The sequence below is a fragment of the Arsenicicoccus sp. UBA2120 genome (assembly GCF_002330965.1).
Classification (GTDB): Bacteria; Actinomycetota; Actinomycetes; order Actinomycetales; family Dermatophilaceae; genus Arsenicicoccus; species Arsenicicoccus bolidensis.
Genome location: NZ_DCYC01000019.1, coordinates 1 through 19,233 on the forward strand (window position 1 = coordinate 1; position 19,233 = coordinate 19,233).

Here is a 19,233-nt window from a genome sequence, read left to right on the forward strand (position 1 = left end):
TTTCAACCGTGACGACCGCGGCCCCCGTCGCTTCGAGCGCGACGACCGCAGCCGCACCTGGACCGACCGCGAGGAGCGCGAGGCCATGGGCCTGTCCGTCGACGTGCCGGCCGAGGCTGCGCCCGTCACGGTGGACACCGACAACGGCTTCGCCGCCCTCGGTCTGCCGGCCCCGCTCGTCGAGCGCCTGGCTCGCGACGGCATCACCACGCCGTTCCCGATCCAGCAGGCGACCATCCCCGACGCCCTCGCCGGGCGCGACGTCCTCGGCCGCGGCCAGACCGGCTCGGGCAAGACGCTGGGCTTCGGTCTGCCGCTCATCGCGACCCTCGCGGCCGGTGGCAAGGCCAAGCCGGGCGTCGTCCGCTCGGTGATCCTCGTGCCGACCCGCGAGCTGGCCCAGCAGGTCAGCGACGCGCTGCAGCCGCTGGTCCACGTGATGGGCCTGCGCCACAAGCTCGTCGCGGGCGGCATGCCCTACCCGCCGCAGATCATGGCGCTGGAGAAGGGCCTCGACGTCCTCGTCGCGACCCCGGGACGCCTCAAGGACCTCATCGACCGCGGCGCGGCCGACCTGTCCCAGGTCGAGGTGGCTGTCCTCGACGAGGCCGACCACATGGCCGAGATGGGCTTCCTGGAGGCGATCAGCGAGATCCTCGACCTGGTCCCGGCCGGCGGTCAGCGACTGCTGTTCTCCGCGACGCTGGACCGCGGGATCGACACGGTGGTCGAGCGCTACCTCACCGACCCCGTGACCCACGAGACCGACCCCGAGACCGCCTCGGTCGAGACCATGGACCACCACGTCCTGCTCATCGACCCGATGCACAAGAAGGTCATCACGGCCGAGGTCGCCAACCGCACCGGCCGCACCGTGGTCTTCGTGCGCACCAAGCTGGGCGCCGACCGCGTCGCCCTGCAGCTGCGCGAGCAGGGCGTCTTCGCTGCGGCCCTGCACGGTGGCCTCTCGCAGGTGCAGCGCAACCGCGTGCTCACCGGCTTCAAGGAGGGCACGCTGCCCGTCCTCGTCGCCACCGACGTCGCGGCCCGCGGCATCCACGTCGACGACGTCTCCGTGGTCCTGCAGGTCGACCCCCCGGCCGACCACAAGGACTACCTGCACCGCTCCGGCCGTACCGCGCGCGCCGGCGAGCGCGGCACCGTCGTGACCCTGGCGCTCCCGCACCAGCGTCGCCAGATGGAGCGCCTCGTCGAGCAGGCCGGCGTCGACGTCAAGCCGATCCGCACGGCCCCCGGCGACCCGCTGCTCTACGACGGCGTGGGTGCCCGCACCCCGTCCGGGGAGGCCATCGAGGAGGGTCGCTACCGCCGCCTCGTCGAGGGTGAGCCCCGTCCGCAGCGCGGCCACAGCCGTGGCGGCGCGCGCTACCAGCCGCACGGTCGTCGCAACGAGCGCTCGTTCCGTGGCCGCGACGACCGCGGGGACCGCGGCGGTCGCGATGCCCGCGGCGGTCGTGACGACCGTGGTGGCCGTGACCGCTCGGCCCGTCGCTACGACGGCTGAGCGCACGCTCCCAGGCCCAGCGCCTGACACCGGCAGCGGGCGTCACCCTCACGAGGGGTGGCGCCCGCTGCGGCATACGGCCGGTCCTGGCGGGCACAATGGGACGGTGCGCACCGAGGACCTGACCGGACGACTGCTCGTCGCCACCCCTGGGCTGGGGGAGGGGGTGTTCGAGCGGTGCGTCATGCTCGTGCTGCACCACGGCGACGAGGGCGCGCAGGCCGTCGTGCTCAACAAGCCGGTCGACGCGACCATCGACACGGTCCTGGACGGCTGGCAGGAGCACGTCCGCGAGCCCCAGGTGCTCTTTCAGGGCGGCCCCGTGCAGCTCGACTCGGCCCTCGGCGTGGTCGGGGTCATCGACCCGGCCCTCGACGTCGACGGGGTCCAGCAGCTCTTTCCCGGCGTGGGGGTCGTCGACCTCGACACGCCTGCCGACCAGGTCATGCCGCACCTGACCGGCGTCCGGATCTTTGCCGGGTATGCCGGATGGGTCGCCGGCCAGCTCGAGGGCGAGATCCGCAACGGCTCGTGGTACGTCGTGGACCGCCTCCCCGGCGACGTGTTCAGCGACGAGCCGGGCACCCTGTGGCGCCGGGTCCTGCGGCGGCAGCCGGGGCGGCTGGCCTTCGTCGGCCTCTACCCGGACGACGAGGACTACAACTGAGCCTCGGCCTAGGATGTCCCGCATGAGCCAGGGATACCCCGACATGCCGCCGGACCCGTTCGCGGAGCCGGGCGGACCCTCGACGCAGACCGCCGTGCTGGAGCGCGAGGAGGTCGAGGAGCAGCTGCAGGAGCCGGGCGACCGCGAGCGCTTCGCCCACTACGTGCGCAAGGAGAAGATCCTGGAGAGCGCGATGACGGGGGAGCCGGTCATCGCGCTGTGCGGCAAGATCTGGGTCCCCGGGCGCGATCCCAAGAAGTTCCCGGTGTGCCCGATCTGCCAGGAGATCTACGACGGGTTGCGCAAGCCGCAGGACGGCGGCGAGTGATTTCATCCTTTTGACGGGTTTAGATCACTGCTAGTGATATTTGCTCACGCAAGGCGCTACTCTGGTTGCGGGGTGTCACGGGGCGCCCTGCCGTCGTCGAAGGGAAACCACCATGCGTAACCTCGCCCGCACCGCTGCCGTCATCACCGTCGCTGCCGTCGCCACCCTCGCCGGGGGCTCCGCCAACGCCGTCACCCTCAAGCTCGGCTCGCAGCCGGCCGACACCATCAAGATCGGCTCCGCGCCCTCCGGCGCCACCACGGTCGGCTCGGCCGACCGCGTCACGCTCAAGCTGGGCTGACCACCACGACCTCGTCGGCCCGCCACCCCCGAACCGGGGTGGCGGGCCGATCTCGTGCCTCCCACGGCTGTCAAGCACCCGTCGCCCGGCATGTTGCCCGGCGAAAACGTCTACCCTGCAGGACGCGATGAGTACCTCTGCTGCCGAACACCTGTCCCCAGCCTTTCCCGAGCGTGCAGCATGGGGGACGGCTGGCAAGCTGCGTGCCTGGCAGGCCGAGGCCCTCGAGGCCTACCTCACCGAACGTCCCCGCGACTTCCTGGCGGTGGCCACGCCTGGGGCCGGCAAGACGACATACGCGCTCCGGGTCGCGACCGAGCTGCTCCGACGCGGGGTGGTGCGCCGCGTCACCGTCGTCGCCCCGACCGAGCACCTCAAGGTGCAGTGGGCGGACGCCGCCGCACGCGTCGGTATCCAGCTCGACCCGACCTTCACCAACGCCGCGGGGACGCACAACAAGGCCTTCGACGGCGTGGCGCTGACCTACGCGCAGGTGGCGTCCAAGCCGCTGCTGCACCGGGCCCGCACGGAGGCCGCCCCGACCCTCGTGATCCTCGACGAGATCCACCACGGCGGCGACACCAAGTCCTGGGGGGACGCGATCCGTGAGGCCTTCGAGCCCGCGGCGCGGCGGCTGGCGCTCACCGGCACGCCCTTCCGCTCCGACACGAGCCCCATCCCGTTCGTGCGGTACGAGGAGGGTCCGGACGGCATCCGTCGGTCGGCCTCGGACTACTCCTACGGCTACGCCGAGGCGCTGCGCGACGGCGTGGTGCGGCCGGTGCTGTTCATGGCCTACGGGGGCGCGATGCGTTGGCGGACCCGCGCCGGCGACGAGCTCGCCGCCCGGCTGGGCGAGCCGCTCACCAAGGACCTCACGGCGCACGCGTGGCGGACCGCGCTGTCTCCCACGGGGGAGTGGATCCCGTCCGTGCTGCGCGCCGCCGACAAGCGCCTCACCGAGGTGCGCCGGCACGTGCCGGACGCCGGCGGCCTGGTGATCGCGACCAACCAGACCAATGCCCGAGCCTACGCCAGGATCCTGCACGAGATCACGGGGGAGAAGCCCACGGTCGTCCTGTCCGACGACGCCGGGGCCTCCCAGCGCATCGAGACCTACTCCCAGTCCACCGATCGTTGGCTGGTCGCGGTCCGGATGGTCTCCGAGGGGGTGGACGTGCCCCGCCTGGCGGTCGGGGTCTACGCGACCTCGACGTCGACGCCCCTGTTCTTCGCGCAGGCGGTGGGGCGGTTCGTGCGCGCCCGTAAGCGCGGAGAGGTGGCCTCGGTGTTCCTCCCGTCCGTGCCGGTGCTGCTCGAGCACGCCGCCCGCCTGGAGGACGAGCGGGACCACGCGCTCGACCGGCCCAAAAAACCCGGTGAGGAGGAGCCGCTCTGGTCCGAGGAGGACGGGCTCCTCGAGGAGGCCAACCGGTCCGAGCAGGCCAGTGACGAGCTCGACCTGAAGTTCGAGGCGCTGGAGTCGGACGCGGAGTTCGACCACGTCCTGTTCGACGCCCAGCAGTTCGGTCTCGTGGCGGACGTGGGCTCGGAGGAGGAGGAGGGCTATCTCGGGCTCCCCGGTCTGCTCGAGCCCGACCAGATGGCGCACCTGCTGCGAGAGCGCCAGGACCGGCAGAAGCCCAACGCCCGCGCCAAGGAGCGACACGAGGAGGTCTCGGCGCACCGCGCCCTGCAGGCCCAGCGCAAGGAGCTCAACAAGCTGGTCTCGGCCTATGCCCGCAAGACGGGGACGAAGCACGCCATCGTGCACTCCGAGCTGCGGCAGGTCTGCGGGGGTCCGGCGCTGGACCAGGCGTCCGGCGCCCAGGTCACCGAGCGCATCGACAAGATCCGCAACTGGTTCGTCGGCCGCCGCTAGGTCGTCGACCGCCACCAGGTCGTCGGGCTCGCCAGGCCGTCGGGCTCGCTAGGTCACTGGACCGCGGCGTCGACCAGGGGAGTGGTCCGGTGCGCCAGCCGGGTGGCCAGGGAGATCACCGTCGAGGTCCGTATGACGGAACCGCCCGCCACCACGTCGTCGATCACGCGCTGCAGGTCGGCGTTGTCCCGGCCGACGATGCGGATCCAGATGTCACCCGACCCGGTGATCGTGTGGGCCTCGAGCACCTCGGGGATCTGCTCGAGGTGCTGCACGACGCGCTCGTGCCCGTGGTCCTGGCGGATCTCGAGCGTGGCGAAGGCCATCACGGGGTAGCCCAGCGCGGCCGGGTCGACGTGCGGCTCGAAGGACGCGATGACGCCCCGCCGCTGCAGGCGGTCCAGCCGGGCCTGGACGGTGCCGCGCGCGACGCCGAGCTCCCTCGACGCGCCGAGCACCCCGATGTGCGGGTCCCGGGTGAAGGCGTGGATGAGCCTGCGGTCCAGGTCGTCGATGGCCATGGGACACATTGTCCACCCGTTCCTGGCGGACGGCATCATTCCTGACCACTTTGACCAGGTGGGAAGGACATGCTTGCCCGGGTGCCCGGCGGCCCTCACAGTTGGGCCTCATGACCGACACCACCTTGGACCTGACGCCGCAAGAGCGGGACGCCGACCTGGACCTCAACCAGCTCAAGCAGCTGGTCGGCCTCGTCGAGTACGACGAGGCGAGCGATCCCTTCCCCGTCACCGGGTGGGACGCCATCGTCTTCGTGGTGGGCAACGCCACCCAGACCGCGCACTACTACCAGTCCGCCTGGGGCATGACGCTGGAGGCCTACTCCGGGCCGGAGCACGGCAACCGCGACCACAAGTCCTTCGTCCTGCGATCGGGCTCGATCCGTTTCGTCATCAAGGGTGCCGTCAGCCCGGCCAGCCCGCTGATCGAGCACCACGCCAAGCACGGCGACGGCGTCGTCGACATCGCCCTCGAGGTCCCGGACGTGGACCGCTGCGTGGCCCAGGCCCGCCGGATGGGTGCGACCGTCATCGACGAGCCGCAGGACGTCACGGACGAGCACGGCACGCTGCGCTTCGCGTCGATCGCCACCTACGGCGAGACCCGTCACACCCTCGTCGACCGCTCCCGCTACTCCGGTCCGTACTGGCCCGGCTACGTCGAGCGCACCTCGACCTACCAGAAGCGCGACGGGGCCCCCAAGCGACTCTTCCAGGCGCTGGACCACATCGTCGGCAACGTCGAGCTCGGCAAGATGGACGAGTGGGTCGGCTTCTACAACAAGGTCATGGGTTTCGTGAACATGGCCGAGTTCATCGGTGACGACATCGCCACCGACTACTCCGCCCTCATGTCCAAGGTCGTCGCCAACGGCAACCACCGCGTGAAGTTCCCCCTCAACGAGCCGGCGATCGGCAAGAAGCGCTCGCAGATCGACGAGTACCTCGACTTCTACGGCGGCCCCGGCGCCCAGCACCTCGCGCTCGCGACCAACGACATCCTCCGCACCTACGACGAGCTGCTCGCCAACGGCGTCGAGTTCCTGTCGACCCCCGACTCGTACTACGAGGACCCCGAGCTGCGCGAGCGCATCGGCCAGGTCCGCGTCCCGATCGAGGAGCTGCAGCGTCGCGGCATCCTGGTCGACCGCGACGAGGACGGCTACCTCCTGCAGATCTTCACCCGCCCGCTCGGCGACCGGCCGACGGTGTTCTTCGAGCTGATCGAGCGCCACGGATCGCTGGGCTTCGGCAAGGGCAACTTCCAGGCGCTGTTCACCGCCATCGAGCGCGAGCAGGAGCTGCGCGGCAACCTCTGACCATCCCGTATGCCGCCCGCCCGCCGCCTCGACCGAGACGGCGGGCGGCGTGCGTGCAGGTCTGGCCGCCTCCGCCGGCGTGAGTGGGCGAGTTGGGTCGTTGAGAGGCGACAGATGGGGGTCATGGGGCTGCGAGAACCCCCATCTGTCGCCTCTCAACGCGGGGGGCGCGCCTCTCAACGCGGGCGAGCGCTTCTCAACGTGGGGGAGCCGGGGAGCGGGTCGCGCGGAGGAGCTCGGCCAGGGCCAGGACCCGCTCGTCTCCGGCCGGTGGTCCGGCGGGATCCGTGGCGAAGGCGGCCACGACGGTCGCTCCGGCCTCGCCCAGGGCCGTGATCCTGGCGCCGAGGTCTGCGGCGGAGGTGCCGTCCGGCACCGGCAGGAAGGCCACGACGTGCGGGTCCCCGGTCCGTCCCGCCCGCTCCCGAGCCTCCCGCACCGTCGCCAGGGCCTCGACGACGCGGCTCGCATCGACCCGTCCCTCCGGGGCGGCGTCGTCCAGGATCACCCCGTCGGCGAGCTCGCCGGCCAGGGCCAGGGTCTTGGGTCCCCGTGCGCCCACGAACAGCTCGGGCTCGACGGGCGGCGGCCAGCGCAGCTGCACGTCCTCGAGATGCACGTAGCGGCCGTTCCGCGTGACGCGCTCGCCGGCCAGCAGGTCACGCACTGCCTCCAGGTGCTCGCGCAGCAGCGTGAGGGGGGAGGGGACACGGACTCCGGCCTGGCCCATCCAGTCCAGGACGCCGTGGCCGAGGCCAGGGCGGAACCGATGGGGAAACATCCGCGCCAGCGTCGCGATCTCCATCGCGGTGAGCGACGGGGCCCGCAGGGGCGCCGGCAGGATCCCGATGCCGACCCGCAGGCGCTGGGTCGCCCCCAGGACCGCAGCGGCAGGTGCGACGCCGCTGCTCGCGAAGCAGTCCTCCCACAGCCACAGGTCGTCCAGCCCCGCGGTCTCGGCAGCGCGTGCCACCTCGAGGATGCGCTCGGGGGGCAGGCCCGGAGGTGCGATCAGGCCGACGTCGGGTCGCCGGACGGGCTGGTCGAGGTGCGGCTCGTGCTGGTGGGTCGCCATGGTCGCCATTCACCCACGCGCTGGCCACCCGGGCAACACGTCAGCGACCCTTGGACCGACGTTCGTTGGACGCCCCGCTCGTCGAGCCTGTGGCTCCTCAGGCGGACGGTTCCTCGGACCGGCGGCTCCTCAGGCGGACGGTTCCTCGGACCGGCGGCTCCTCAGGCCGACGGTTCCTCGGACCGGCGGCTCCTCAGACGGACGGTTCCTCGGTGACGGCCCCGGAGAACTGCGCCTGGTAGAGCCGGGCGTAGGCGCCACCCGAGGCGAGGAGCTGGTCGTGCGATCCCTGCTCGACGATCGCGCCGTGCTCCATGACGACGATCCGGTCGGCGTGACGGATGGTCGAGAGGCGGTGGGCGATGACGAAGCTCGTGCGGTCGCGGCGGAGCCGGTCCATCGCCTCCTGGACGAGGGCCTCGGTGCGGGTGTCGACCGAGCTGGTGGCTTCGTCCAGGATCAGGATCGACGGGTCGGCCAGGAACGCGCGGGCGATGGTGAGCAGCTGACGCTGGCCCGCCGACAACGACGAGCCGTCGTCGTCCAGCACCGTGTCGTAGCCGTCGGGCAGCGTCCGGATGAAGTGGTCGGCGTGGGCCGCGGCGGCCGCCGAGACGACGGCGTCCTCGGTGGGGCGGGCGGCGCCATACGCGATGTTGTCGCGGATGCTGCCGGTGAACAGCCAGGTGTCCTGCAGCACCACCCCGAACGCCGACCGCAGCTCGCCGCGGGGCAGGTCGCGGATGTCGGTGCGGTCCAGCGTGATCCGGCCGCCGTCGACGTCGTAGTAGCGCAGCAGGAGGTTGGCCAGGGTCGTCTTGCCGGCACCGGTGGGGCCGACGATGGCGATGGTCTGCCCCGGCTCGGCGACCAGGTCGAGGTGCTCGATGAGCGGGGTGTCGGGGGAGTAGGAGAAGGAGACGTCCTCGAACGCCACCCGACCGACGACGGTGCGCTCAGCCGAGCCGTCTGCCCGGCCTCCGCCCGCGACGTCGTCGCCCACGGTCGCCGTCACGGTGCGCGAGGGCACGTCCGGGGACTCCTCCTCGGCGTCGAGCAGCGAGTAGACGCGCTCGGCCGAGGCGACGCCCGACTGGAGCATGTTGGCCATGGCGGCGAGCTGGCCGAGCGGCTGGCTGAACTGCCGGGAGTACTGGATGAACGCCTGCACCCCGCCGATGGACAAGGAGCCCGAGGCCACGCGCACGCCGCCGATCACGGCGACGAGCACGAAGTTGAGGTTGGACACGAACCACATGGCCGGCTGGATGATGCCGGAGACGAACTGAGCCTTGAAGGCCGCCTCGTAGAGGGCGTCGTTGTGCTCGGCGAACGTGCGCTGGGCACCGGCACGCTGACCGAAGACCTTGACCAGCAGCTGCCCGGAGTACATCTCCTCGACGTGCCCGTTGAGGCGCCCGGTGGCCGCCCACTGCTCGCGGAACTGCGGCTGGGAGCGCTTGGCGATGGCCATGGTGATCACGGCCATGACGGGGATGCTCACGACGGCGACGATCGTCAGCAGCGGCGAGATGGTCAGCATCATGACGATCACGCCGAGGACCGTCAGGGCGCTGTTGAGCAGCTGGGTCATGGTCTGCTGCAGCGACTGGGCGACGTTGTCGACGTCGTTGGTGGCGCGGGACAGGATGTCGCCGCGGGACTCGGTGTCGAAGTAGCGCACCGGGAGCCGCTCGAGCTTGTGCTCGACGTCGTGGCGCATCCGGTGGACGGTGCGCTGCACGACGGTGGTGGTCAGCCACACCTGCACCCAGGTGAACACGGAGGACAGGACGTAGAGCCCGAGCGCCCACGCGAGCACCTGCGCCACGGCGCCGGTGTCGACCCCCGAGCCGGGGACGAGGTCGGGCATGCCGGACAGCAGGTCCGCCATGCGCGAGTCGCCGCGTGCGCGAAGCCCCTCGACAAGCTGCTCACGGGTGGCGCCGGCCGGCAGGTGCTGCCCGATCGCGCCGGCGAACACGAGGTCGGTCGCCCGGCCGAGGACCTTGGGCCCGACCACCGAGAACGCCACGCCGATCACGCCGAGGACGGTGATGACGAGGATGTGGCCCCGGTGCGCGGTGAGGTCGCGCAGGAGCCGCCGTGCGGAGGCGCGGAAGTCGTCGGGCTTGGCCACGGGTGCGCCCATGGCCATCGGGCCGCGAGCGGGCGAGGTGCGACGCTCCTGCGTGGACGAGCTCATGCGGCCTCCTCCTCGCTCAGCTGGGACAGCACGATCTCGCGATAGGTCTCGCAGGTCTGCATGAGCTCGCCGTGGCGACCGCGGCCGACGACCGCGCCCTCGTCGAGCACGATTATCTCGTCGGCGTCCCGGATCGTGTTGACCCGCTGGGCGACCACGACCACCGTCGACTCGCGGGTGGTGGGCCGCAGGGCTGCCCGTAGGGCGGCGTCCGTCGCGTAGTCCAGCGCGGAGAAGGAGTCGTCGAAAAGGTAGACCAGAGGCCGCCGCACGACCGCGCGGGCGATGGCCAGGCGCTGCCGCTGGCCGCCAGAGACATTGGTGCCGCCCTGGGTGATGGGGGCGTCGAGGCCACCCTCCATCGCCTCGACGAACTCCCGCGCCTGCGCGATCTCCAGCGCAGCCCGCAGCTCGTCCTCGGTGGCGTCCTCGCGGCCCAGGCGCAGGTTGCTGGCGACCGTGCCGGTGAACAGGTAGGGACGTTGCGGCACCAGACCGAAGCACTCCCACAGGGCGTCGAGGTCGAGGTCGCGCACGTCGACGCCGTCGATCAGCACCTGGCCGGCCGTGGCGTCCATGAGCCGGGGGATCAGGTTGACCAGCGTCGTCTTGCCGGACCCCGTCGACCCGATGATCGCGGTCGTGCGACCGGGGCGGGCCACCAGGTCGATGTCGCGCAGGACGGGGTCGTCGGCACCGGGAAAGGTGAAGCTGACCCCGCGCAGCTCCACGACCCCGCGTCGCTCGACCGGTCGCACCGGCTCGGCGGGCGCCCGCACGGTGGGCTGCGTCGAGAGCACCTCGCTGATGCGCTCGGCGGACACCTGCGCCCGGGGCAGGACCATGAACATCATCGACGCCATCAGCACCGACATGAGGATCTGCATGAGATAGGTCATCATCGCCACGAGGTCCCCGACCTGCATGTCGCCGCTGTCGACCCGCAGCCCGCCGAACCAGATGACCGCGACGGTCGAGACGTTCATGATGAGCATTATCAGGGGGAACATCGAGGTCATGAGCCGGCCCGCCATGACCGCGACGTCGCGCAGCTCGTCGTTGGCGACCGCGAACCGCTCCTGCTCGGCCGGGTCCTTGACGAACGCCCGGATGACCCGCACACCCGTGATCTGCTCGCGCAGGATCTGGTTGACGCCGTCGACCTGCACCTGCATGCGGCGGAACAACGGGTGCAACCGCACGATGATCAGCCCGAGGCAGCCGACGAGGACGGGCACGACGACCAGCAGCAGGCCCGACAGCGCGACGTCGTGGCGCAGCGCCATGACGACCCCGCCGACGGCGGTGATGGGTGCGGACACCATCATCACGAGCGTCATGAACACGAGCATCTGGATCTGCTGGACGTCGTTGGTGGTGCGGGTGATCAGCGACGGCGCGCCGAACCTGCCGAGCTCCTCGGCGGCGAACTCCTCGACGGTGCTGAAGATCTCGGCCCGCAGGTCGCGACCGAAGCGCATCGCGGTGCGCGCGCCGTAGTAGATCGCGACCAGGTTGGCGAGGATCTGCACGACCGTGATCGCCAGCATCCAGCCGCCCGTGCGCACGACATAGCCGGTGTCCCCCTGCGCGATGCCGCGGTCGATGACGTCGGCGTTGAGCGTGGGGAGGTAGAGGTTGGCCAGCACCTGCACGGTCTGGAAGATCAGGACCAGGACGAGGGGTCCGCGGTGGCGCGCGAGGTGACGGCGCAGGATGGCTGACAGCACGGGGACAGGGTAGTCCTCGGCACCGACATACCCCCATCGGGTTGCCGCCGGCCTCGTCGGCCTGCCGTCGTCCGTCGGCCGCAGGTCGGCGTGGCAGGCTAGGGGCATGACCCAGCCATCAGGGTGGTACGACGATCCCCAGGACCCCACCTACCTCCGATACTTCGACGGAGTCTCGTGGAGCGACCACCGGGCGCCGAAGGTGGCGCCGCAGGTCGCCCGGTCCCAGATCGGCGAGGGCGCGCACGTCGAGGACTTCCACCTGCGCGAGCGTCAGCGTGAGCAGCAGGCCCGTCAAGCCCAGTCCGGTCAGCACAGCCAGCCCAGCCAGCCCAGCCACCAGAGCGACGGTCGTCCGGGGCAGAGCCCGTATGTCGCCCCGCCCGGCGGCCTCGGGGGCGGCGGCACCGAGCAGGCCCCCCGCCAGCACCAGCAGGCTCCCTACCCCGGCGCCTACGCCCAGCCGGCGCAGGACACCACGCCGGACGGGCAGCCCCTCAGCGGGTGGTGGCGACGGTTCTTCGCCTGGATCCTCGACGGGCTTCTCGTCCTGCTCGTGATGCTGCCGCTCACGGCATACCTCATGCGCGACTGGATCCCGCAGGTGCAGTCCTGGTGGGACGCGGCGATGGCGGCCGCGGCGGCCGGGAGCTCGACGCTGCCGGAGACCCCGATGCCGGGCGCGGCCCTGCAGCTGCAGGTCGCGGGGGCGATGTTCGCCGCCGCCGTGCTCTACGAGGTCGTCTGCCTGAGCCGGTGGGGCCGCACCCTCGGGCGCCTGGTCACGGGGATCAGCGTTCGCAGCATCGACGCCGCCGCCCCCGCGCCCGCCGGCCAGATCGCCCTGCGCACGATCGTGAAGAGGCTGGGCGATGTCCTGCCGGGCGCCATCGGCATGGTCTGGATGCTGGTCGACGGCCTCTGGCCGCTGGCCGACCGGCCGCTGCACCAGGCGATCCACGACAAGGTCGGCAAGACCTGCGTAGTGCGCGGCCCGCTGCCGCCCCGCCGCCGCTGAGGCGATCCACACCGCGGACGCCCGGATGCCCCGGACCACGTCTCGGGGTGGCGCGCCTGTCTCGTGCTGCAGGGTGAGACGGCCTCGGTGCGGGTGTCGGGTGGGGTGCGTGGCCTCAGGCCGGTCCGAGGCGCGGGGCGCCGACCAGCTCAACTCCCGCCGCACGCAGCTCGCCCAGCGCGCGCTCGGTCGTGTCCGGCGCGACACCTGCCGTGAGATGCAGGAGCACGCGGGTGGACAGCCCCGCCGCGACCGCGTCCAGGGCGGTGGCCCGCACGCAGTGGTCGGTCGCGATGCCCACGCAGTCCACGGCCGTGATCCCGTGCGACGCGAGCCAGCCCGCGAGCGGCTCACCCTCGGCCGTCAGCCCCTCGAAGCCCGAGTAGGCGGCCGACCGCCGGCCCTTGCGCACGATCACGTCGACCTGGTCCAGGGCAGGGCGCAGCCCCTCGTGGAAGTCGGCGCCCGGCGTCCCGGCGGCGCAGTGCACGGGCCACGTGTCGACGTAGTCCGGCTCGTGCGCCCAGTGGCCGCCGGGGTCCTCGTGCCAGTCCTGGGTGGCCACGACAGCGGCATACCGGTCCCCGTCCGAGCCGCTGTCCGAGCCCGCGCCCGAGGCAGCGCGCGAGCGCACCAGCGACGCGACGTCCCGCGCCACCGCAGCCCCGCCGGCCACGGCCAGCGACCCGCCCTCGCAGAAGTCGCCCTGCACGTCCACGACCAGCAGCGCCCGCCGCTCGCCCCCGGCCTCGCCCCCGGCCTCGCCCGCCACCGGTCAGTCCTCCACGTCGTCGACGAACTGGGTGGGGATCGCCGGCTCGCCGCGCGACAGGCGTCGCGCCCGCGCCGGCAGCTCGGCCACGGACGCCTCGTGCCGGGCCCGCGCGGCCTCGAGCGACAGGTCGCCGACGATCTCGCCACTGCGGACCAGCTGCACGAGCAGCTCGCGGTCGTTGTCGTCGCCCACCGGGTGCTCGCCGATGCCGATGACCTCGGCCTGCGCCGCGCCGCGCTCGTCGAGCCGGCGCAGGGCGTACTTGCGGCCACCCACCGACGTCTTGGACGCGGAGGCCTTGGCCACCGAGACCCACGTGCCGTCGTCGTCCTTGCGGGCGACGAGCTTGTAGACCATGCCCGCGGTCGGCGCGCCCGAGCCGGTGACCAGCGAGGTCCCGACCCCGTAGCCGTCGACGGGGGCGGCGGCCAGCGCCGCGATGGCGTACTCGTCGAGGTCCGACGTCACGGTGATGCGGGTCTTGGTGGCGCCCAGCTCGTCCAGCTGGTGGCGCACCTCGCGGGCCTGCGCGACGAGGTCCCCGGAGTCGAGGCGCACGCCGCCGAGCTCGGGCCCCGCGAGCCGGACGGCCTCGGCCACGGCGGCGCGGACGTCATACGTGTCGACCAGCAGCGTGGTGCCCTTGCCGAGGGACTCCAGCTGGGCCTGGAAGGCCCGGCTCTCCGTGTCGTGCAGCAGCGTGAACGAGTGCGCGGAGGTCCCGGCCGTCGGCACCCCGAAGCGACGTCCGGCCTCGAGGTTGGAGGTCTTGCCGAAGCCCACGATGTAGGCCGCGCGGGCCGCCGCCACCGCCGCCTCCTCGTGGGTGCGCCGCGAGCCCATCTCGATGAGCGGGCGCTCCTCGGCGGCCGTGACCATCCGCGACCCGGCCCCGGCGATGGCCGAGTCGTGGTTCATGATCGACAGGACCAGCGTCTCGAGGATGCAGGCCTCGGCGAAGGTCCCCTCGACGACCAGCAGCGGCGAGCTGGGGAAGTAGACCTCGCCCTCGGCGTAGCCCCAGACGTCGCCGGTGAAGCGATAGGAGGCGAGGTAGTCCAGCGTCGTCTCGTCCACGACCTGGTGCTCGCGCAGGAGGGCGATCTCCTCCTCGCCGAAGCGGAAGTCGCGGATGGCCTCGACCACCCGACCGGTCCCGGCGACGACCCCGTAGCGACGCCCGTCGGGCAGCCGCCGCGCGAACACCTCGAAGACGCAGTCGCGGTGGGCAGCGCCCGAGTGTAGGGCGGCCTGCACCATCGTCAGCTCGTAGTGATCGGTGAGGAGGGCCGTGCTGGCCACGTTGCGAGTCACGCGAGGCACTCTAACCGCCCCCTACCCCTGCGGGGAGGCAGAGCCCGTATGCCGCCCGCCCACCGTCACCCGGGTGATCCTGGTCGCGCGCGGCCCGGACTGACGTAGCGTGGTGATCCCGGTCACGCCCACCCGCGGCGGCCGACGACCCACCAACGACGATGGGAGCACCGATGAGCGTCTATCCCCAGCCCGGCAGCAGCGAGTCACCGATCGAGATCAAGGAGCGCTACGGCCACTGGATCGGGGGTCGCTGGACCGACCCGGTCAAGGGCGAGTACTTCGACAACCCGACGCCGGTGACCGGCCAGGTCTTCACCAGCATCGCGCGCGGCACGGCCGAGGACATCGACGCCGCCCTGGACGCCGCGCACCGGGCCGCCCCCGCGTGGGGCCGCACCTCCGTCGCCGACCGGGCGAACGTCCTGCTCAAGATCGCCGACCGCATGGAGGAGCACCTCGAGCAGATCGCGGTCATCGAGACGTGGGACAACGGCAAGGCCGTCCGCGAGACGCTCAACGCCGACATCCCGCTCGCGATCGACCACTTCCGCTACTTCGCCGGGGCGCTGCGCGCCCAGGAGGGCGGGATCAGCCAGATCGACGAGATGACGGTGGCCTACCACTTCCACGAGCCGCTCGGCGTGGTCGGGCAGATCATCCCGTGGAACTTCCCGATCCTCATGGCGGTGTGGAAGCTCGCCCCCGCCCTGGCCGCCGGCAACGCGATCGTCCTCAAGCCCGCCGAGCAGACCCCCTGGTCGATCCTCAAGCTCGTCGAGATCATCGGCGACCTGATCCCCGAGGGCGTCCTCAACATCGTCAACGGCTTCGGCGTCGAGGCGGGCAAGCCCCTCGCGTCGTCCCCCCGCATCGCCAAGATCGCGTTCACCGGCGAGACGACGACCGGCCGCCTGATCATGCAGTACGCCAGCCAGAACATCATCCCGGTCACCCTGGAGCTCGGCGGCAAGAGCCCCAACATCTTCTTCGCGGACGTCGCCGAGCAGCAGGACGCGTTCTACGACAAGGCGCTCGAGGGCTTCGTCATGTTCGCGCTCAACCAGGGCGAGGTCTGCACGTGCCCGTCGCGGGCGCTGGTGCAGCGCTCGATCTACGACGGCTTCGTCGCCGACGCCATCAAGCGCGTCGAGGCGATCGTCCAGGCCAACCCCCTGGACACCGACACGATGATGGGCGCCCAGGCCTCCAACGACCAGTTCGAAAAGATCACGAGCTATCTCGCGATCGGTCGCGAGGAGGGCGCCAAGGTCCTCACCGGCGGCGAGAAGGCCGAGCTGGAGGGCGATCTCGCGGGCGGGTTCTACATCCAGCCCACGATCTTCGAGGGCCGCAACGACATGCGGATCTTCCAGGAGGAGATCTTCGGGCCGGTCGTGGCGCTGACCTCCTTCGAGGACGACGCCGAGGCGCTCGCGACCGCCAACGACACGCTCTACGGCCTCGGCGCCGGCGTGTGGACCCGGCAGATGCAGCGCGCCTACACGATGGGGCGGGCGATCCAGGCGGGCCGCGTCTGGACCAACTGCTACCACCAGTACCCCGCGCACGCCGCGTTCGGCGGCTACAAGCAGTCCGGCATCGGCCGCGAGAACCACAAGATGATGCTCGACCACTACCAGCAGACCAAGAACCTCCTGGTCTCCTACAGCCCCGACAAGCTCGGGTTCTACTAGAGATGAGCGATCACCAGCCCGCGAAGCCGGTCACCCCAGCGGTGTGCCCGGCTCCGCAGGAGCGGTCGTATGCCGAGATCCCGCAGCCGGCGCCGTCGCGGGTCGGGCTCACCGAGGCCGCCGCGGAGCTGCTGCGCCGGCTCGTGGACCGCAACGGCCCCGTGATGTTCCACCAGTCCGGCGGGTGCTGCGACGGCAGCTCCCCGATGTGCTACCCCGAGGGGGAGTTCCTGACCGGTGACGCCGACGTGCTGCTCGGACGGCTCGTGGCTCCGGGGCTTCCCGGCATACCCGTCTGGATCTCGCGGGCGCAGCACGCGTCGTGGGCCCACACCCACCTCACGATCGACGCCGTCCCCGGACGGGGTGGCGGCTTCTCGCTGGAGTCGCCCGAGGGCCTGCGCTTCCTGACCCGCTCGCGGCTGCTGACCGAGGAGGAGCGGGCCGCTGCCCTGCCGGAGGACTCTGCCTAGACTGGCGACCATGTCCGTCGCCCCCGTCGAGCTCGACCTGCCGCAGTCGGACGAGCTCATCAGCCCCGACGTGCCCTGGGTGACCCTCGTCTGGAACGACCCGGTCAACCTCATGTCCTACGTGACCTATGTCTTCCAGGAGTACTTCGGCTACGACCGGGCCAAGGCCGAGAAGCTCATGCTCGGCGTGCACCTCGAGGGGCGCGCCGTCGTCAGCTCGGGCACGCGCGACGAGATGGAGCGCGACACCGAGGCGCTGCAGGGCTACGGCCTGTGGGCGACCTACCAGAAGGACGAGTAGATGGCGCAGGCCTTCCGACGCCACGGCGACCGCATCGTCGGGCACCTCGACGAGGACGAGCGGGAGCTCGTCGCCAGCCTGCTGGTCCAGGTGGGGCGCCTGATCCGGGGCATGGGTCCGGCGATCCCCGACCCCACGGGCGACCCGCTGACCGACGCCATGGCGGGCCTGTCGGCCGAGCCACCGCGGCGCCAGGCCGACCCGGCGCTGCGGCGGCTGTTCCCCGACGCGCGCCGCGACGAGGGGCAGCAGGCCGAGGAGGAGGCGCAGGAGTTCCGCCGGCTCACCGAGATGGGCCTGCGCCAGCGCAAGGTCGCGACCATCGACGCCGCGGTGTCCCTGCTCGAGCACGCCACCGACCCCGAGGTCCTGACGCTGACGACGGCGCAGGCCGGCCAGCTGACCGTCGCGCTCACGGACGTGCGGCTGGTGCTGGGGGAGCGGCTCGGGCTGCGGACCGACGAGGACGCCGAGGCCCTCGAGGAGCTGGTCGAGCAGTACGGCGAGGACCACCCGCACGTGCAGACCGCCGCGCTCTACGACTTCCTGACCTGGATCCAGGAGACGTTGGCAGAGGCGTTGGTCCGCTGAGCAGCGCGGCTGCCGCTCGCCGCACCTCACCGACCGCTCACGTCACGATTCGGGCGCAGCGCATCCGTCCGTGGCTCGATCCGTTGTCCGGCATGATCATGCGTGGCATGGTTCACACACCGCTTACTCATGCCTATGGAGGTAGCCCCGTGCCCATCCGTCCCGCTCGAGCCTCGGTGGTCGTCGCCGCCCTGGCGGTCGCCTCGTCCCTGTCCCTCGCCGCCTGCGGGTCGGACTCGCTGGAGTCCGGAGGCGCCAAGGCCTCCAGCGCCGCCGGATCGGCCACCGCCGCCGCCAGCCAGGCCGTCGACCAGGCCCTCGCCGACAAGGTGCCCGCCAAGATCAAGCAGGCCGGCGTCCTCAAGGTCGGCTCGGACGCGTCCTACGCCCCCAACGAGTTCATCGGCGACGACGGCAAGACCGTCACCGGCATGGACGTCGACCTCTTCACCGCCGCGGCGCAGAAGCTCGGTCTCAAGGCGGAGTTCCAGAACGCCGAGTTCCCGTCGATCATCCTGGGGGTCACCTCCGGCAAGTTCGACGTCGGCGTCTCGTCCTTCACGATCAACGCCGACCGCAAGCAGAAGGTCAACATGGTGCAGTACTTCAACGCCGGCACCCTGTGGGCGGTCAAGAAGGGCAACCCCAAGCAGGTCGACCCGGCCAAGGCGTGCGGCCTCAAGGTGGGTGTCCAGAAGGGCACCGTCCAGATCGACGACCTGACGGCCCGCTCCAAGAAGTGCACCGACGCTGGCCAGCCGGCCATCACCCAGATCGTCGAGACCGAGCAGTCCAAGGTCACCGCCGACCTGTCCTCGGGCAAGGTCGACGCCATGGCCGCCGACTCCCCGATCACCAACTACGCCGTCAAGCAGACCAACGGTCAGCTGGAGAAGGTCGGCGAGCTCTACGACTCCGCGCCGTACGGCATCGTCGTCCCCAAGGACCAGCAGGCCCTGGCCGAGGCCATCGGTGGGGCGTTCGCCGCGATGGAGAAGTCCGGGGACTACAAGAAGGTCCTCGAGAAGTGGAACAACGCCGACGGCGCCGTCACCGCGTTCCCGGTGAACCCCTGATCCATGGCTGATTCCGTCTCGAGGTCACCCCAGCAGGGACAGCCGGTCAGCACGACGGACCGGCCGGGCGCCATCGACGCCCGGCCCGTCCGGCACCCCTGGCGCTGGGTCGCCGTCGCCGTCATCCTCGTCCTCCTGGCCATGATGGTGAGCTCCTTCCTCACCAACGAGCGCTGGGACCTGGCGTTCATGGTCAAGGTCATGAACTACAAGCCCGTGCTCAACGGCCTGCTGATGGGCACCATCCTTGGCACCCTCGGTGCGATGGTCATCGGCGTCACGCTCGGCGTGATCCTCGCCGTGATGCGCCTGTCGGCCAACCCGGTCCTGACGTTCACGGCCGCGGCCTACACGTGGTTCTTCCGCTCCATCCCGCGGCTCGTCCTGCTGGTCATGCTGGGTACCGGGGTCGGCTACCTCTACCCCGAGCTGAC

General features: G+C 71.3%; 18 protein-coding genes and 1 pseudogene. 13 read left to right on the top strand and 6 right to left on the bottom strand.

Annotated elements, in window-relative coordinates:
* From B2P18_RS01865 to B2P18_RS01885, 5 genes are all read left to right on the top strand, one after another.
* Positions 1–1,525 (top strand): DEAD/DEAH box helicase (locus B2P18_RS01865; protein ID WP_286955629.1); only part of this gene is annotated, 1,525 nt, incomplete at its 5' end.
* 106 nt (positions 1,526–1,631) lie between these two features.
* Positions 1,632–2,192: a YqgE/AlgH family protein gene (locus tag B2P18_RS01870; protein ID WP_286955630.1), complete on the top strand. Its 561-nt coding sequence runs from the start codon at positions 1,632–1,634 to the stop codon at positions 2,190–2,192.
* A 22-nt stretch (positions 2,193–2,214) separates the two neighbouring features.
* Positions 2,215–2,520 (top strand): DUF3039 domain-containing protein, encoded by a 306-nt coding sequence (locus B2P18_RS01875; protein ID WP_019287705.1) that lies wholly within the window; start codon positions 2,215–2,217, stop codon positions 2,518–2,520.
* A 112-nt stretch (positions 2,521–2,632) separates the two neighbouring features.
* The gene (locus B2P18_RS01880) at positions 2,633–2,821 is read left to right on the top strand and encodes a hypothetical protein (RefSeq protein ID WP_019287706.1); all 189 of its coding nucleotides are present in this window, start codon (positions 2,633–2,635) and stop codon (positions 2,819–2,821) included.
* Positions 2,822–2,948: 127 nt separating this feature from the next.
* A complete protein-coding gene (locus B2P18_RS01885) occupies positions 2,949–4,703 on the top strand; it encodes a DEAD/DEAH box helicase (protein WP_286955631.1) in 1,755 nt (584 codons plus the stop codon).
* A gap of 53 nt (positions 4,704–4,756) precedes the next feature.
* Here B2P18_RS01885 and B2P18_RS01890 read toward each other — a convergent pair whose 3' ends face one another.
* Entirely contained in the window at positions 4,757–5,224 is a 468-nt protein-coding gene (locus tag B2P18_RS01890) for an Lrp/AsnC family transcriptional regulator (protein WP_313535775.1), read from the bottom strand.
* 110 nt (positions 5,225–5,334) lie between these two features.
* Here B2P18_RS01890 and hppD point away from each other — a divergent pair, with 110 nt between their 5' ends.
* The gene (hppD, locus tag B2P18_RS01895; RefSeq protein ID WP_286955633.1) at positions 5,335–6,543 is read left to right on the top strand and encodes a 4-hydroxyphenylpyruvate dioxygenase; all 1,209 of its coding nucleotides are present in this window, start codon (positions 5,335–5,337) and stop codon (positions 6,541–6,543) included.
* A 196-nt stretch (positions 6,544–6,739) separates the two neighbouring features.
* Here hppD and B2P18_RS01900 read toward each other — a convergent pair whose 3' ends face one another.
* The 3 genes from B2P18_RS01900 to B2P18_RS01910 all read right to left on the bottom strand — a co-directional run bounded on the left by B2P18_RS01900 (position 6,740) and on the right by B2P18_RS01910 (position 11,554).
* On the bottom strand, positions 6,740–7,618 hold the full coding sequence (locus B2P18_RS01900; protein ID WP_286955634.1) for an LLM class flavin-dependent oxidoreductase: 879 nt from the start codon (positions 7,616–7,618) through the stop codon (positions 6,740–6,742).
* Positions 7,619–7,811: 193 nt separating this feature from the next.
* Positions 7,812–9,824, bottom strand: coding sequence for an ABC transporter ATP-binding protein (locus B2P18_RS01905; RefSeq protein WP_286955635.1), 2,013 nt, complete (start codon positions 9,822–9,824; stop codon positions 7,812–7,814).
* Positions 9,821–11,554, bottom strand: a complete 1,734-nt coding sequence (locus tag B2P18_RS01910; protein ID WP_286955636.1) for an ABC transporter ATP-binding protein — start codon at positions 11,552–11,554, stop codon at positions 9,821–9,823. Before B2P18_RS01910 ends, B2P18_RS01905 begins: the two co-directional genes overlap by 4 nt.
* 106 nt (positions 11,555–11,660) lie before the next feature.
* Between B2P18_RS01910 and B2P18_RS01915 the strand changes: the two genes are divergently transcribed.
* Entirely contained in the window at positions 11,661–12,572 is a 912-nt protein-coding gene (locus B2P18_RS01915; RefSeq protein ID WP_286955637.1) for an RDD family protein, read from the top strand.
* A 115-nt stretch (positions 12,573–12,687) separates the two neighbouring features.
* On the opposite strand, the gene B2P18_RS01920 is transcribed toward B2P18_RS01915, so the two are convergent.
* Both B2P18_RS01920 and B2P18_RS01925 read right to left on the bottom strand, forming a co-directional pair.
* Positions 12,688–13,344, bottom strand: coding sequence for an isochorismatase family protein (locus tag B2P18_RS01920; RefSeq protein ID WP_286955639.1), 657 nt, complete (start codon positions 13,342–13,344; stop codon positions 12,688–12,690).
* Positions 13,345–13,347: 3 nt separating this feature from the next.
* Complete coding sequence (locus B2P18_RS01925) at positions 13,348–14,670, bottom strand: nicotinate phosphoribosyltransferase (RefSeq protein WP_376783730.1); 1,323 nt, start codon at positions 14,668–14,670, stop codon at positions 13,348–13,350.
* Positions 14,671–14,834: 164 nt separating this feature from the next.
* Between B2P18_RS01925 and B2P18_RS01930 the strand changes: the two genes are divergently transcribed.
* From B2P18_RS01930 to B2P18_RS01955, 6 genes and pseudogenes are all read left to right on the top strand, one after another.
* A complete protein-coding gene (locus B2P18_RS01930) occupies positions 14,835–16,358 on the top strand; it encodes an aldehyde dehydrogenase family protein (RefSeq protein ID WP_286955641.1) in 1,524 nt (507 codons plus the stop codon).
* A gap of 2 nt (positions 16,359–16,360) precedes the next feature.
* On the top strand, positions 16,361–16,831 hold the full coding sequence (locus B2P18_RS01935; protein WP_286955642.1) for a DUF779 domain-containing protein: 471 nt from the start codon (positions 16,361–16,363) through the stop codon (positions 16,829–16,831).
* A gap of 10 nt (positions 16,832–16,841) precedes the next feature.
* Positions 16,842–17,132, top strand: coding sequence for an ATP-dependent Clp protease adapter ClpS (gene clpS / locus B2P18_RS01940; protein ID WP_019287718.1), 291 nt, complete (start codon positions 16,842–16,844; stop codon positions 17,130–17,132).
* Positions 17,133–17,723: a DUF2017 domain-containing protein gene (locus B2P18_RS01945; RefSeq protein WP_029212799.1), complete on the top strand. Its 591-nt coding sequence runs from the start codon at positions 17,133–17,135 to the stop codon at positions 17,721–17,723. It begins immediately after the preceding gene.
* A gap of 149 nt (positions 17,724–17,872) precedes the next feature.
* Positions 17,873–18,799, top strand: coding sequence for an ABC transporter substrate-binding protein (locus B2P18_RS01950; RefSeq protein WP_286955643.1), 927 nt, complete (start codon positions 17,873–17,875; stop codon positions 18,797–18,799).
* 3 nt (positions 18,800–18,802) lie between these two features.
* Positions 18,803–19,233, top strand: a pseudogene (locus B2P18_RS01955) (amino acid ABC transporter permease); the annotation flags it as partial.